This window comes from Streptomyces europaeiscabiei, assembly GCF_001550375.1.
GTDB classification, from domain to species: Bacteria; Actinomycetota; Actinomycetes; order Streptomycetales; family Streptomycetaceae; genus Streptomyces; species Streptomyces europaeiscabiei.
Genome location: NZ_LRTR01000079.1, coordinates 1 through 13,818 on the forward strand (window position 1 = coordinate 1; position 13,818 = coordinate 13,818).

The 13,818-nt window shown below is 69.5% G+C and carries 9 protein-coding genes; 3 read left to right on the top strand and 6 right to left on the bottom strand.

Annotated features, from left to right (window positions below; translation table 11 throughout):
- A partial coding sequence (locus tag AWZ10_RS03350) for an RsbRD N-terminal domain-containing protein (RefSeq protein ID WP_482258089.1) occupies positions 1-880 on the bottom strand: 880 nt, incomplete at its 3' end.
- A 54-nt stretch (positions 881-934) separates the two neighbouring features.
- A complete protein-coding gene (locus AWZ10_RS03355) occupies positions 935-1,366 on the bottom strand; it encodes a PPOX class F420-dependent oxidoreductase (RefSeq protein WP_060890391.1) in 432 nt (143 codons plus the stop codon).
- A 384-nt stretch (positions 1,367-1,750) separates the two neighbouring features.
- On the opposite strand from AWZ10_RS03355, the gene AWZ10_RS03360 reads away from it, so the two are divergent.
- The 3 genes from AWZ10_RS03360 (at position 1,751) to AWZ10_RS03370 (ending at position 6,673) form a co-directional block, all read left to right on the top strand.
- Entirely contained in the window at positions 1,751-3,493 is a 1,743-nt protein-coding gene (locus AWZ10_RS03360) for a serine/threonine-protein kinase (RefSeq protein ID WP_060890392.1), read from the top strand.
- A gap of 123 nt (positions 3,494-3,616) precedes the next feature.
- Positions 3,617-5,392 carry an acyltransferase gene (locus tag AWZ10_RS03365; RefSeq protein ID WP_060890393.1) on the top strand — a complete coding sequence of 592 codons (1,776 nt, stop codon included), beginning with the start codon at positions 3,617-3,619 and terminating at the stop codon, positions 5,390-5,392.
- A 342-nt stretch (positions 5,393-5,734) separates the two neighbouring features.
- On the top strand, positions 5,735-6,673 hold the full coding sequence (locus AWZ10_RS03370) for an alpha/beta fold hydrolase (RefSeq protein WP_046706793.1): 939 nt from the start codon (positions 5,735-5,737) through the stop codon (positions 6,671-6,673).
- A gap of 66 nt (positions 6,674-6,739) precedes the next feature.
- Here the strand turns inward: AWZ10_RS03370 and fxsT are convergent, their stop codons facing one another.
- The 4 genes from fxsT to AWZ10_RS03390 form a co-directional block, all read right to left on the bottom strand.
- Positions 6,740-10,729, bottom strand: a complete 3,990-nt coding sequence (gene fxsT / locus AWZ10_RS03375; protein WP_046706794.1) for an FxSxx-COOH system tetratricopeptide repeat protein — start codon at positions 10,727-10,729, stop codon at positions 6,740-6,742.
- Positions 10,726-12,072 (bottom strand): FxsC protein, encoded by a 1,347-nt coding sequence (gene fsxC, locus AWZ10_RS03380; protein ID WP_046706795.1) that lies wholly within the window; start codon positions 12,070-12,072, stop codon positions 10,726-10,728. The genes fxsT and fsxC overlap by 4 nt, the downstream gene beginning before the upstream one ends.
- Positions 12,073-12,076: 4 nt before the next feature.
- Positions 12,077-12,721, bottom strand: a complete 645-nt coding sequence (locus AWZ10_RS03385) for a TIR-like protein FxsC (protein ID WP_046706796.1) — start codon at positions 12,719-12,721, stop codon at positions 12,077-12,079.
- 174 nt (positions 12,722-12,895) lie between these two features.
- A partial coding sequence (locus AWZ10_RS03390) for an HEXXH motif domain-containing protein (protein WP_244172378.1) occupies positions 12,896-13,818 on the bottom strand: 923 nt, incomplete at its 5' end.

Here is a 13,818-nt window from a genome sequence, read left to right on the forward strand (position 1 = left end):
CGCCGGTGGTGCTCGCGTCCCGGCCGCCCTTCCCGGCACATCCACCGGTCGCGGGATCCGACGCCTCGGGGCGCCCCCGGCGGCCGCCGTCGAGGCGGTGCCTGGTCGGCTGGCCCGTCGTCAGGGCGCGGGCAGGAGGTGAACCGGGCGGGAAGGTGTGGCGTTGCCGACGGGCGGGCGCCCGGTCGGGGTGGGCGGCCGATCGCTGGGCGACCCGGCGGAGTACGGGTGACGCGGGCGGGTCGTCCGCCGGGGTGTCGTGGGCGTTCAGCGCGGAGTCGAGCAGGTCGACGGTGACGAGATCGGCGAAGTGCTCGGTGGCGAAGTCGGCCAGTTCCTGGGTGGTGCGGGCGATGTCGAGGGTGGTGCCGATGCGCATGCTCGCCTCGTTCACCATCGACAGCCGCCACCGCAGCCGCCGCTCCCGCTCCTCCTCGTACGCCACGACACCCTGCTCGGAGGTGCGGTCCACGTACCCGGTCGCCGTGGCGATCAGGCTGCGCGTGGCCTCGCTGATCAGGGCCGCGTCGTCGGTGCGCCGGGCCATCTCTTCGAGCAGGCGGTCGAGGAGGATGCCCTGGGCGAGCCGGAAGGCCCGCAGCACCGCGCTGACGGGGATACCGTGCCGGGCGACGCGGCGGACGCGCTCCACCTCGCTGGCCGGTACCTCGATGCCGCCCGGGTCGACGCCGTGCCGGAGGGCGGACAGCACCGCGACGACGTGCTCGGCAACGCTCGCCGAGACCCTGGCGTCGGGGTGCTCCCACAGTTCGGGCATCTCGCGGCGCAGGCACTGTTCCACCTCGGCGATCAGCTCGCCCGCCCTGGGGGCGAGCTCACGCGCGACTCGGGACACGAGACCGTCAGCCGTGGAGTCCACAGTCACGACGGTACGCCGGACAACCGCTTACGCCCCACCGCTGGCCGGTCGCCGTCAGCCGATCGCGGCGCCGTACACGTGGTCGACCGTGAGAGTGATGAGGACCCGGCGCTCGGAGACCATCACCGAGCGGTACTCGTCCCAGTCCGGGTGCTCCCCGGCGGCGGCGCGGTAGTAGTCCACCAGGGCCTGGACCTCCGGGCCCTGGGGGTCGGTGCCCGGTCCGGTGAGGTGGACCGGGCCCTCGGCGGTGGCCCAGGACCTGCCGTCGGAGCTGGTCACCTCCAGCGCGGCGCGCGGGTCCCGGCGCAGGTTGGCGGTCTTGGCGGTCGCCTCGGTGGTGGAGATACGGATGACTCCGGCCTCGTCGTCGTAGGCGGGCATGACGGGCGACAGCTGGGGGCGGCCGTCCGACCTGAGGGTGGCGAGGACACCGAGCCGGCTCATCGCCAGCAGGGCACGCGGGTTGAACGATGTGGCGGTCATACGAACATCATCGGCCTCTTCCGTCACCGGCGGACCGTCCTGAGGCGCACAGTCCCTGACTCCCTCCTGCCGTGATGCGCCTCGGCGACGCGGTTGCGCCGGTGGGTCCGGCTGCCGCACCCAGCGGGTCCGGCGGCCGCACCGGCGATCCAGTGGTCGCACCGGCGTGTCCATCAGCAGGTCGCCCGACGGTCCGGCCCGCCCGGGTCACCGGTACGCGCACGGTGGCTCCGCCGACTGCCCACTTCCCGACCGGGCGGGTGCCCCGGTACGGCGCTCCGCCGCTCACCGCACGTCCCCGGACCGGCCTCCTCCCTGCCCCTCACCCGGGGCCGGTTATTGTGACGGGGCGAATCGAACGTACGCAGGGCTGGCGGAGGGCACGTGGTGTCGGACGTAGGGCGGCTCGTCGCCGGGCGCTACCGGCTCACGGAGCAGATAGGCCGCGGCGGCATGGGCACGGTGTGGCGGGCCGGGGACGAGGTCCTCGACCGTCAGGTCGCGGTGAAGCGGCTGCATGTGCAGCCGCATCTGTCCCCCGACGACCTCGTGACCCTGTACGAGCGCACACGCCGCGAGGCGCGCAGCGCGGCCCGGATCGCGCACCCGAACGTGATCGTCGTCCATGACGTCGTCGACGACCGTGACGGCCGTGCGGACGGCCACGTGGACGGTGTTCGGGGCGGCCACGAGGGCGGCACCGGTGACGGCCGGCCCTGCATCGTCATGGAGTACGTCCCGGCGCCCACGCTCGCCGATGTCCTCACGGACGGCCGGACCCTCCCGCCCGAGGAGGCGGCCCGGATCGGTCTGGGCATGGTCGCCGCGCTGCGCGCCGCGCACACCGCCGGCGTACTGCACCGCGACGTCAAGCCCGGCAACGTCCTGCTCGGTGCCGAGGGCCGGGTCGTCCTGACCGACTTCGGCATCGCGATGACCGCGGACGCCTCGACCCTGACCAAGACCGGTGAGATGGTCGGCTCCATCCACTACATGGCCCCGGAGCGGATCCGCGGCCAGAAGCCCGGCCCCGCGTCCGACCTGTGGGCCCTGGGCGCGACCCTCTACCAGGCGGTCGAGGGCCGCCCGCCGTTCCGCCGCCTGACCGCGATGGAGGCCGCGTACGCCATCGCCGTGGACCCCCTGGAGCCCCTGAAGCGGGGCGGCGCCCTGGAACCCCTCATCGAGGCCCTCCTCGCCAAGGACCCCGCCGACCGCCCCACCACCGAACAGACGGAACGGGCACTGCGGGCCGTGGTGTCGGGAGAGGCGACGACCGCGTTGCCGATGCCGGGGGCCGGAAGGCCGGTCGACGGGGACACGGTCAACCGGAATGCGGTAGATGGGGGCTTGTCGGTCGAGGTCTCGTCCACCGCGGGCTCGTCCGACGGGTGGGCGCCAAGTGGCCGGCACACGGGCCGGGTGACGCTCCCGGGGACGGGCCCCCACAACGGCCGAGATGGCTTCCCCGGTTCCCCGGCAGGCGCGGGCCCCGAAGGCGGCCAACCGTCCCGTCAGGGCCGAAAGAAGAGCCGGATCCTCGTGCCGGTCGCGGTCGCCGTGACCGTGGCCGCCCTGGTCGTCGGGGTCGCGCTCTACGTGACGTCGGACCCCGACGGGGAGACCGCCTCACCGGGCAGCGGAACCTCCGCCGCCCCTTCCTACTCCCCCTCCCCCCTCCCCGACGGCTTCCACCTGGTCACGGACGAGGCCCTCGACATCTCCTTCCCCGTCCCGGACGGCTGGAAGGCCGGCAAGCGGACGGCCGAGTCGGTCACCTACACCGACGAGACAGGGCTGGTCGGACTCACGATCGGCGTCGTGGACCCCGCCGGCTCGCACCCCATGGCCCACTTCAAGGACATCGAAGCGAACACGAAGGTCAACTACCCCACCTCCTACCGGAAGCTCCGCATGCAGAAGACCACCTTCCGTGGGCAGCCGGCCGCGGTGTGGGAGTTCACCTTCCAGGGACGGGCCCGCGCCTTCCGCGCCATCGACCTCGGCTACGGCCGGGAAGGCGAACGCGAGTACGACATCTACCTCTCGGCCCCGGACATCGATTGGGACACCTACCGCCCCATCTTCGACAAGGTCAGGGACGGCTTCATCACCGGCGCCCCCTGACCCCACGTCCCAGATGGGATCCCCGGTTGCGCAGCCCTCCGGCACCCACCCGGCTCAGTACGCCCACACCGCACGTAAGGGCCCACTTCCGCACCCGGCGCACGTCTGCCTAGCGTGCGCTGCATGGATCGCCGACAGCAGCCCCCCACAGAACCCTTCGCCCCTTCCCGCCACTCCGGCCCCTCCCGGGATTCCGACCGCTTCGATCACTGCCCCTGGCTGTTCGAGAAGGAGGCGACGGAGGAACGACGAGCCGCGCAGTGGGAACGGCAGCGGTCCCTCGGCGGGGACAGCAAGGTGGGCGAGCGCTGCTACGTGGCCGACTCGGCGGCAGTCTTCCCCGCCTTCCTCCGCCTCGGCGACGACTCGTACATCGCCGCCCACGCCTACGTCACCGGCACCCTGACCACCGGCACGGACTGCACGCTGAACCCGTTCACCGTGGCCCGCGGCACGGTCTTTCTGGGCAGCGGCGTACGCATCGGCGCCCACACCTCGCTCCTCGGCTTCAACCACTCGATGGCTCCCGACCAGCCGGTCTTCCGACAACCCCAGACCAGCCGGGGCATCACCGTCGGCGACGACGTCTGGATCGGTTCCCACGTGGTCGTCGTCGACGGCGTCACGATCGGCGACCACTGCGTGATCGGCGCCGGGGCGGTGGTGACGAAGGACGTACCGGCGTGGTCGGTGGCGGCGGGGAATCCAGCACGGCGGATTCGGGACCGGAGGGAGACGGGGGATCGGGGACAAGCGGAAGGCGAGCTACAGGCAGGCGCGGAGGCCGAGGGGCGGAAGGCAGGGAGCCGGGTCGCCGGTGACGTCCTGACCCGGTTCGCCGACACCGCCCGCGCCCAGGCCGCCGACATCCTCGCCCGCTGCTGGAACGGCGACCGCTACACCGACCGCCCCGGCACCACACCCACCGTGCGAGCGCACTGCGACGCCGTGGAGATCGCCGACCTCCTGCTGGCCTCGGTCCCCGAGCAGTTGGACAGTGCGGAACACATCGAGCGCCTGGCGTCACTCCAGGACCGGGAAACCGGCCTGATACCCGAACTCGACAACCGACCGCCTTCCGTGGAGACCGACGGCTTCATCGGCGAGGGCCCGGCGCTGTACCACGTCCTGTCCGTGGGCTACGCGCTGGAACTGCTGGGCGCGCCACTCCCCCAGCCGATACGCGGCGTCAGTAATATGACGGCCAGTCAACTCATCGCACGCCTGGACGGGTTGCCCTGGCGGGACCACGCTTGGAACGCGGGCGCGTGGGTCGACGCCTGGTCCACGGCCGCCCACTGGAACCTCCGCCACCCCGGCACCGCCGGCCTCACCCCAGGCACTCTCGAAGCCCTCTTCGGCTGGCTGCTCACCCGGGCCGACCCCTGGACCGGCATGTGGGGCAGCCCCTCGACCACCACCGGCCGCCTCCAGGTGGTGAACGGCTACTACCGGCTCACTCGGGGTTCCTTCGCGCAGTACGGGGTACCCGTCCCCCGTCCGGAACGGGTCGTGGACGCGGTCCTGGACCACGCCCGCGACACCCGCTACTTCGGTGCGGGCCGGGAGAACGCCTGCAACGTACTGGACGTCGCCCATCCCTTGTGGCTGTGCACCCGCCAGTTGAGCGGCGGGGGCGGAAGCGGTGACGGCTACCGGTCGGCCGAGATCCGCAGTTGGGCCGAACAGCGACTCAATTCAGTCCTGACCCGCTGGAAGGACGGAAGAGGGTTCGGATTCGGACCGGGTTTGGCGGGGCCGGGCCCCGAACCAGGGTTGCAGGGGACGGAGATGTGGATGGCCATCGTCTGGCTGCTGGCCGATCTGCTGGGCCGCTCCGACCTCCTGGGCTATCGGCCGCGTGGTGTGCACCGCCCCGAACCGGCGGGAGAGGCGTGACACGCGCCACTTTCCGGAACGTCAGCGTCCGTCCTGCTCCGAACGGGTGGATGTGTTTTCGCCCAGGTGCCGGGCATCACGAAGGTGCGGAACGGTTGTCGGAAGCGCGATGAGGTGGCATACCCCATGACTCACTCGGTCACCACGAATTCCACCCTCATCCGGCGACCCGTGCCTTGGTGCACTACCTTGGGGCGTGAACAGCCGAGCGGCCCACATTTACCCAATTCTTGCCACATGAAGCCAGAACGGCTGAGCAGCTACTAGGAGCGGGGCTTCCCATGCGTAATGCTGGGAGGTCCCGCGCTTCACTCCACAGCCGCTGGCACGGGAGGGCATCGGGTGGTCAAGACAGTGAAGACGCCGTCCGGCGGACGGACGATCGCCTACGAGACCTGGGGCGATCCGGACGCACACCCGGTGTTTCTGCTGCACGGAACTCCCGGAAGCCGACTCGGGCCCCGACTGCGCACCTTCGACCTCCACAAGCTCGGCGTGCGGCTCATCGCCTACGACCGACCGGGGTACGGCGACTCCGACCGCCATGAGAAACGCACGGTGGCCGACGCCGCCGAGGACGTCGGTGCCATCGCCGAGGATCTCGATCTCAAGAAGTACTCCGTGGTCGGCAGATCGGGCGGCGCACCGCACGCCCTGGCCTGCGCGGCCCGGAACATCGGCAGCCAGGTGGCGAGCGTCGCCGCGCTGGTCTCGCTCGCCCCGCGGGAGGCCGAGCACGACGGACTGGACTGGCACAAGGAGATGTCCGAGTCCAATGTGTCGACCTATGACCTGCTCGACCGCCATGCCCCCGATGTGACCGAGCTGGGTGCGCTGCTGGCCCGTAACGCCGAGACCATCCGGCGCGATCCCACCGTGTTCCTCGCGTCCCTCCGCCAGGAGATGCCGAGCGTGGACCGGGTGATCGTGGAGGACGCCGGAATCCGCCAGCATCTCCTCAGGAACTATCTGTCGGCGGTGGGCCGGGCCGAGGAGGGCGAGGGAGCCACGGTCGATCCGCGTGCCCCGATGGGCTGGGTCGACGACCTGGTCGCGTTCCGCTCGGACTGGGGGTTCGATCTCGCGGCCATCGACGGCTCCGTGCCCGTGATGCTCTGGCACGGCGAGCACGACGTCTTCGCCCCCGTAGCCCATTTCCACTACCTGGCCAAGAAGATCCCCGCGGCCAAGGCCGTACTGCAGCCGTCCGCGGCCCACTTCGCGGCGCTGCCCGCCCTGCCCCAGGTGCTCGCCTGGGCTCGGGACACCGCCGGGCGCTGATACTCCCCGCAGTGCCTGCGGCCGCTGCCGATACCGGCACCGGCCGCGCACGCGGGCTCGTGACTCCTAGATCGGGTGCGGCTCCAGGTCGAGACAGCTGAGTTTCCACTCCTGGAGGGCCACCACGCGGGGATGCTCCCGGCCGATACGCTTGCCCAGCGCGGTCAGAGTGTCATGGTGCTTGGTGCGTGCCTCGTCGGCCCGGCCCAGGTGGCTCAGGACGACGGCCAGGTTCCCGGCGCAGGTCAGCGTCGACGGATGCGTGGGTCCCAGAACCTCCTTGAGCAGTTCGTAGGCGTCGTGGCTGGTCTGCCGGGCCTCCTCCCACTTGCCGAGCGCCGCCTCCGCGACGGCGAGGTTCGCGCGGCAGATGAGCACATAGGGATGGTGGTCGCCGTTGAGTTCACAGAACGTCGTCCGGGCCCGGAGCAGCAACTCCCACGCCCTGGTCGCCGTTTCCGGACGAATGGAGGCCATGTCGTCGAGCAACAGGACCGCGTAGTTGACCGAGCAGGCCACCGCCTGGGAGTGCCCGTCTCCCAGGTTGTCCCTGAGGTCGTCCAGAACCCTGCGGATCAGGCTCAGCGAATCATCGACGCGGCCCTGGGCAGCCATGTCGCCCGCCAGGCTCATCTCCAGCAGCGATCGTTCCGAGGACGACCCCTTCTCTCCTTCGGGCATGCTCCTCAGCACATGGCGCACGAGCTCCTCGGCCTCCACCGGTTGGCCCGCCCGCCGCAGTGAACCGGCCAGACCCTTGGCCGTGTTGAGCACCGTCGGCGAGCCCTGGGTGAGGCGCGGGTTGCGCAGACAGCGTTCGTAGGCGCGCTTCAGCAGGGTGACGGACTCCTCGTAGTCCCCGCAGTCACGCAGGTCGCGGCCCAGATTGACCGCCGACTCGATGGTCAGAGGATGGTCGTGGAGCTGGATCGCCTCACGCAGTTCCAGTGTCCTGCGGTCCAGCTCGCGAGCCTTGTAGTAGTCGCCGGAGAGTCTGAGGGCGACGGCGAGGTTGTTGGCCGCGCTGAGGGTGCGGGCGTGGTCCTCCCCGTAGATCAGCTCGTATCTCTGGTACGTCTCCTCGTCGTACCGCAGAGCTTCCGTCAGCCGGCCCAGACCGCGCAGGTCGGCCGCGATGCTACTGGTGGTCATGAGGATGTGCTGGTCGTCCTCGTCGTCGAGCACGGCGAGCTGTCGCTCCAGGATCTCCTGGTCCAGCGAGAGCGACTCCTCGTATCTTCCCTGGGCCCGCAGGATGTTGGCGATCTGGAAGCGCATGTGGAGCGTCCAGCGTTCGTCCGGCGAGCCCTGTGCGGTCCACGCATCCACCCGTCGCACGCTGTAGTCCATGGCCTGGGTCAGCTCGCCCCTGCGGCGCAGCTGGCGTACCCGGTCCACGAAGAGTTCCCTGATGCCCTCGTCCGACGACGTCTCGGCCCAGGGTGTACCGAGGTGCGGCCAGATGATGCGGTACTTCTCCCAGGTGTTGGGGTTCTCGGGGTCGTCCCCGTTGGGCCTGGCGGCGATCAGCGAGCGATAGACCACCTCACGGGCGTCCTCGCGCTCGGCCTCGGTCATCTCCTCCCGCATGGCGATCTGCATCATCCGGTGCACCGTCAGGCTGCGGGCCTTCCGGTCCACCGTGACCAGCGAGAAGCGACTCAGCTCCTTGTAGGCGCGGGAGACCGTACGGGCCCCGCCCAGGGCCCGGGAGACCTCGACGCCTTCCAGCAGGTCCATGGAGATCGGCTCGGGACTGTAGTACGAGCAGATCTGCAGGAGCTTCACCGCCGGCGGGAAGTTCTCCTTGAGCTGTCCGAGGGCGAACTCCCAGGTGTTGGTACTGGACTTGACGACTTCCCCGACCGTGTTGTCCGCCGGGGCTCCGGTGGCCTGGGGCTGGAGCTGCTTGATGTAGTCACGGACTTTGACCCTGGCCTGCTCGATGTAGGCAGCGGCCCGCTCGATGGCGATCGGCAGGTCGCCCAGCGCCTCCGCGATCTGGTCGGCCTCCGGCCAGCCGCAGTCGGGCAGGCGGCTGTGCAGATGGGCGATGCTCTCGTCCCGTTCGAACACGGGGACGTCGACGGTGTCCACGAACCGTCCCCAGCCCTCGGAGCGCTGACTGGTGATCAGCACGTGTCCGCCCCGGCCGTCCATCATGAACTCAGGAAGGTGATCGGCCTCCGTGACGTTGTCCAGGATGAGCAGCCACCTGCCGTACGGATCACCGTGGTTGAGCGCCTCGTACACCGTCTTGGCCGTGTCCGTTGGATTCGTCCGCTCCGGCAGACCCAGTGACTCGGCCATGCCCGCGTACCGCTCGACCGCCAGAATCCGCTGCTCGGCCTGGATGTGCCAGATGACGTCGTAGTCACTTCTGTAGCGGTACGCGAACTCCTGGGCCAGCAGCGTCTTTCCCACCCCGCCCATACCCTTGAGGACGAGGGCTCTGGTGTCCTCCCTCCACAGCTTCCCCCGGATGCCCTCCAGCAGTTCAGTGCGGCCGGTGAAGGACGAGGTACGCAACGGGACCGAGAAGATCGGCGGCCACTCCGCCGGAAAGCGGGGCAACTTCTGCTCGGCGCCGGTGAAGTGGTTGTGTGTCAGCGACTCGGCCGAGCGGCCGAAGCTGTTCAGCAACGCCTCGCGACCCGCTTCTCCGGTCTCGCACCGCGTCATGTCGGCGAGTTGCTCCGTGAAGGGCGCCTCCAACGACAGCTTGCGGTCGACCTGCATCGAGACCAGCTGGTGGGCGCGCCGGTCGCCCTCCGCATAGACCGCCTCCCAGGTCGTGCGGAAACGGGACGAGCGCAGATAGGCCTCGGAGAAGATGACCAGGGTGTGCGAGGCCGACTCGACGCCGCGTTCGATCTCGTCCCTCCGCAGCGTGCTCTCGACCGTCCCCTCCTGCGCCAGGTGCACCTTGAAACCGGCCTGCTCCAGGACCGCGCTCGCCCAATGGGCCCAACTTCGGTCCTGTGGGACGAAGCTGACGTACACATCGGAGATGCGCGGGGGGCGGTGCCGGGTGTACCGCTCCAGGGTCTTGCGGCGCAGCGGCTCGTCGATGCGCGGCATCGAGTCGACCTGGCCCTCCGTGATGACTTCGGTGAGTCTCTCGTAGGCGGCGAGCAGGCTCTTGGGGTCTCCTGGCTGTTCGCGGAAGGGGGCCAGCGTCTCCTCGTAGGAGTAGATGGGCCGGTAGGGGATCTCCACGCGCCCCCAGTAGTCCTCCGGGTCCTGGTGAGCGATGTGCTTGCGCACGATCCGGTCGAAGCGGTACTGGATCTGCCCTCGGGCCGCGTCCAGCCGATCGGCCTCGGCGTTCTCGACCCGCATGGGGACGGGCAGGATCCGGATGTCCCGGTTGCCGTACATCCCGTCGATGCGCTCGGCCACGCCGGCCGCGCCCTCGATGCTCTGGCTGCTCGGGGTGAAGCAAGTGACCAGCGTGTGCGGCAGGTTGACGGTGCAGATGTCGGAGATGTCGTTGAGTCCGGTGCGGCTGTCGATGAGGACGTAGTCGAAGTTCCCGACGAACTCACGCTTGAGCGCCTCCAGGAACCTGGTGGCCAGCGGCCCGTCCATGAAGGGCTTCCAGTCGAACTGCGAGAACGCCGACAGATAGCCCTTGTCCTTCGTACCGGCCGGGAGGTAGTAGAGCTGGCCCCCCTCGGGGAAGTCCCAGTCGACCTGGATGAGACAGCTGTTGAGGGGGATGCCGTCAGCCGCCCACATGTCGACCGAGAGCGACGATTCGGCATCCGGTTCGCCCTGGCGCTTCTGCTCCGCCATGGTGGTGGACTGGAGCATGGACTGGGTGGAACGGCTGACCAGTTCGAGCACCCCGGGCGTGGAGCGCAGCTGGCTCTCGCTGAGGAAGGGGTGCAGGAAGCGGTCCAGGCCCGGAGCATCGAGGTCCCAGTCGACGACCAGGACGGCCTTGCCCGCGGAGGCCAGGATCCAGGCCGTGTTGGCGAGCGCCATCGTCCGTCCCGTACCGCCCTTGTACGAGTAGAACGTGATGATCCTGCCCGCGTCGTCGCCGGTCATGACCTGCCCTCCACGCGACGTCCGTCGCTCGGTGCCCCGTTGTCCCTGCCGGCGTCGGGCCGTCGGGGCAGGTCCGCACCGGATTCCGGAACATCCCGGGCTTCAGCGCCGCTCCGGGACAATTGTGAATGAATGTACCGTAGATACCGGATCTTGGTTGCCTCGGCCAGCTCGCTGAACCAGCGGGTGAAGACATCCGCCCCGGCCAGACCGCGTACCGCGTCCTGCTCTCCCGCCCGTCCCTCGCTGAGGAAGCGGGGAAAGTGCGTCAGCAGCAGTCCGCGCAGTCGATCGGACTGCTCCTTTGTCTGCAGATCGTCCCCCGCCAGGGTACTCAGCACCGCCGTCCACGGTTGCCGGGCTCTGTCGAACTCCCTTGCCTGGCTGGCCATTTGGGTATTCTCCAGGGCCCAGGGGTCCACCACCAGAATCCAGGGAGCCGTCGGGATCTCCGCGCTCCTCAGTTCCGCCTGGTGCTTGTGGAAGGGATGCACGGTGGGCTCGAAGCCGAGGTTGCGGGCCAGGGCCTCCATCTGCTCGACCAGCGGTCCCACCGCCTGGCCGTAGGGCCGCCAGTCGTCGACACGGGGTCCGTAGCGTGTGTTGTCACGACCGACCGGTAACTGTTCCTCGGTCGGGGCGAGCACGGTGATGTGCAGCGGGGAGGCGAAGGGCGGGTCGGCGAAGGCGTCGTCCAGCCCGGCCAGTGTCGTCGGTTCGGCCGCGCGTCCCCCGCTGGGGAAGCTCCGGGAGCGCCTGGGCACCGTGGCCGCCTGATCGACGATGCGCTGGGCGAGCCAGTCGGTCACCTGGGCGACCTGGGCCTGGGCGGCGACCTTGTCCGCCGCGCCTTCGCCCTCCGGGTCCGGCCCTTCGGTCAGATCGAGCAACTGGTCGAGCAGCCGATGCAGCCCCATGGAGGCGTAGTTGTCGCCAGCCTCACCTATGCCGTCCGGCACTTCGGGGTACTGCTCCTTGACCTTCTTCGGGAGTGAGGTGGGCGGACAGGGCGTCCACAGCACCGGGACGATGCTCGGCGGACCCCCCTGGGTGCTCCCCTGGGTGACGGCGGTCCACTGGCGCCCGCACTGCGGATTGCTGAAGTACCGCTTCGAGTACAGCGGGACGAAGACCTGGCAGCCGAGGAGCGCCTTGATCGACTTCTCCCCCGGCGCCCCGGGGCGCTCGACGAAACCGGCCTCCTCCCGCGACACTCTCGCGTGCTGCGCCACTTTCCCGCACAGTTCGTCGAAGAACTGGAAAACCAGGCGATTGGGATCCAGCGAGATGTCCCGGTGCCGGGGAGCAGGAACCCGCGCATAGCTCATGTAGAACATCGGCATCCTGCTATTCCCCCTCGAAGACGTTTCGGAGGTCGCTGAACAGCTCCACGTCACACGGTTCAAGGCTGGTCTGCTGAGCTACTTTGACGATCATCTCGGCGAGCGCCCACACATAGCTGCGGTACGTGGGATGGCGGCCCGCCTGCTTCAGTCCGTAGAGGCCGGACTGCAGGTAATCCTTACCCAGATCGGGGTGGGCGTACTGCACCTTGCCCGCCACGGTCGGCAGAGTCACATGCTGCTCCCCCACCCAGAGAACGGGGATGATCGCGTTGCCCGTATACGGCCTGGTACGGAGTTGCTGACGCCGCGCGAAGGCGTCCCATTCCTTTCCGCACCATTCTCTTCCGAAGTACCGCCTGTTGTAGATCGGAACGAAGACCCGGCAGGTGGCAAGAGCATGTTTGAGTCTGCTCTCCCAGTCGTCTCCGGGTTCCATTCCCTTGTCGAGGAAACCGGGCGAATCCACGCCGTCGTGATCCGTCAACTGCATGATGGCGCTGCATAACTGGGCGTGGAAGTGCTCCAGCGCCACATCAGACGGGTCCTTCATGCCCCGCACCGACGGCGTCCGGGCATAACTCATGAAGAACACATACGGATCGGAGGAAACCGTCGACCGGGTCGCCCGAGAAGCCGCCTGAACCATGGACTCGCCTTTCCCCTCCCCCGTAGCCCACCGCGGGCCCCTCCCAGGCCCCGAACATCGCAGCTGGATCTTCTCCGGGATCCATTGGAACGCGAAAACCACTGCGGGTGCCAGGGGTCGGGCCAGAGCAAGTTGCATCGGACACCGGTGCGGACAATGGGAGTTGGCCCACCATTACACCGCGATCGGGCCGGTTTCGGCCACTCCGCCCAGCGCTTCGGCCTCGCCCCGAAGCCCGCGCACGAAGCGGTGCCCCAGGGCGGTCAAGGAGCCGGTTCCGGCCACGGTGTCGAGGGCGTCCAGCACCGCCGTACGCCATGTGTCCGCCTCCACGCGGGAGCGTTCGTACAGTGCGGTGCCGACACCGGCCGCACCGCGGCGGACCCTGATCCGCCACACATCGGCGACCGCGAGGTGGGCGTACGCGCCCTGGACGATGGCGTCGAGCGGCCTGGGGTCGGGCCGCCACAGCACGTGGTGGCGGCGGTCGTCGAGGCCGTCGAGCAGGTCGAACATGTCGAGCATCGCGCCCAGTTTGACGTGCTGGTACTCGTGGATGAGCAGCAGGGCCAGGTCCTCGGCCGAGCGGGGCAGCGCGATGCCGACGGCCCCGAAGGCGTGGCGGGAGGTGGCGCTGACGTCGTCGCCGGACGGCGCGGGGGCGAGCGGGGTCACTGCGGTCAGGCCGGCGGCGATCCCCTGGGCGTAGTCGGGGTACTCGGTTCGGATCAACTGCCAGGCTTCTGCGAACATCGCTTCCCAGCGTCGGAATTCGGCCTCGGGCAGCCGGGGCAGAGGCTTGTATCCGTAGCAGTCACGGGCGGGGTCCAGGTCGTCCAGGGCCACTTCCGGACCGTCCGTGGACAGGTGCCGCAGCGGCTGCCAGGTCATGCCGTCGGGTGGCCGCTCCCGGCCCAGGGTGCGCCCTTCGACGGTGAGCGCGCTGTCCTCGGCCGTCACGGTGAGCGTTCCGGACCGCCGGTCGCTGCTGTCGCCGCGCAGCAACAGCCGCCCGACGCCGGGCAGATGGACCGCCGCACCCTCGGGCCCGTGGCGCAGCGGGACGGCCAGGGTCAGCCGGCCGCCGGTGCGCGCGA

Bases quoted from the DNA above. Each gene is read 5' to 3' on its own strand.
- AWZ10_RS03355 (WP_060890391.1), bottom strand. From the start codon at position 1,366: ATGACCGCCACATCGTTCAACCCGCGTGCCCTGCTGGCGATGAGCCGG.
- AWZ10_RS03365 (WP_060890393.1), top strand. From the start codon at position 3,617: ATGGATCGCCGACAGCAGCCCCCCACAGAACCCTTCGCCCCTTCCCGC.
- fxsT (WP_046706794.1), bottom strand. From the start codon at position 10,729: ATGACCGGCGACGACGCGGGCAGGATCATCACGTTCTACTCGTACAAG.
- fsxC (WP_046706795.1), bottom strand. From the start codon at position 12,072: ATGCCGATGTTCTACATGAGCTATGCGCGGGTTCCTGCTCCCCGGCAC.
- AWZ10_RS03385 (WP_046706796.1), bottom strand. From the start codon at position 12,721: ATGGTTCAGGCGGCTTCTCGGGCGACCCGGTCGACGGTTTCCTCCGAT.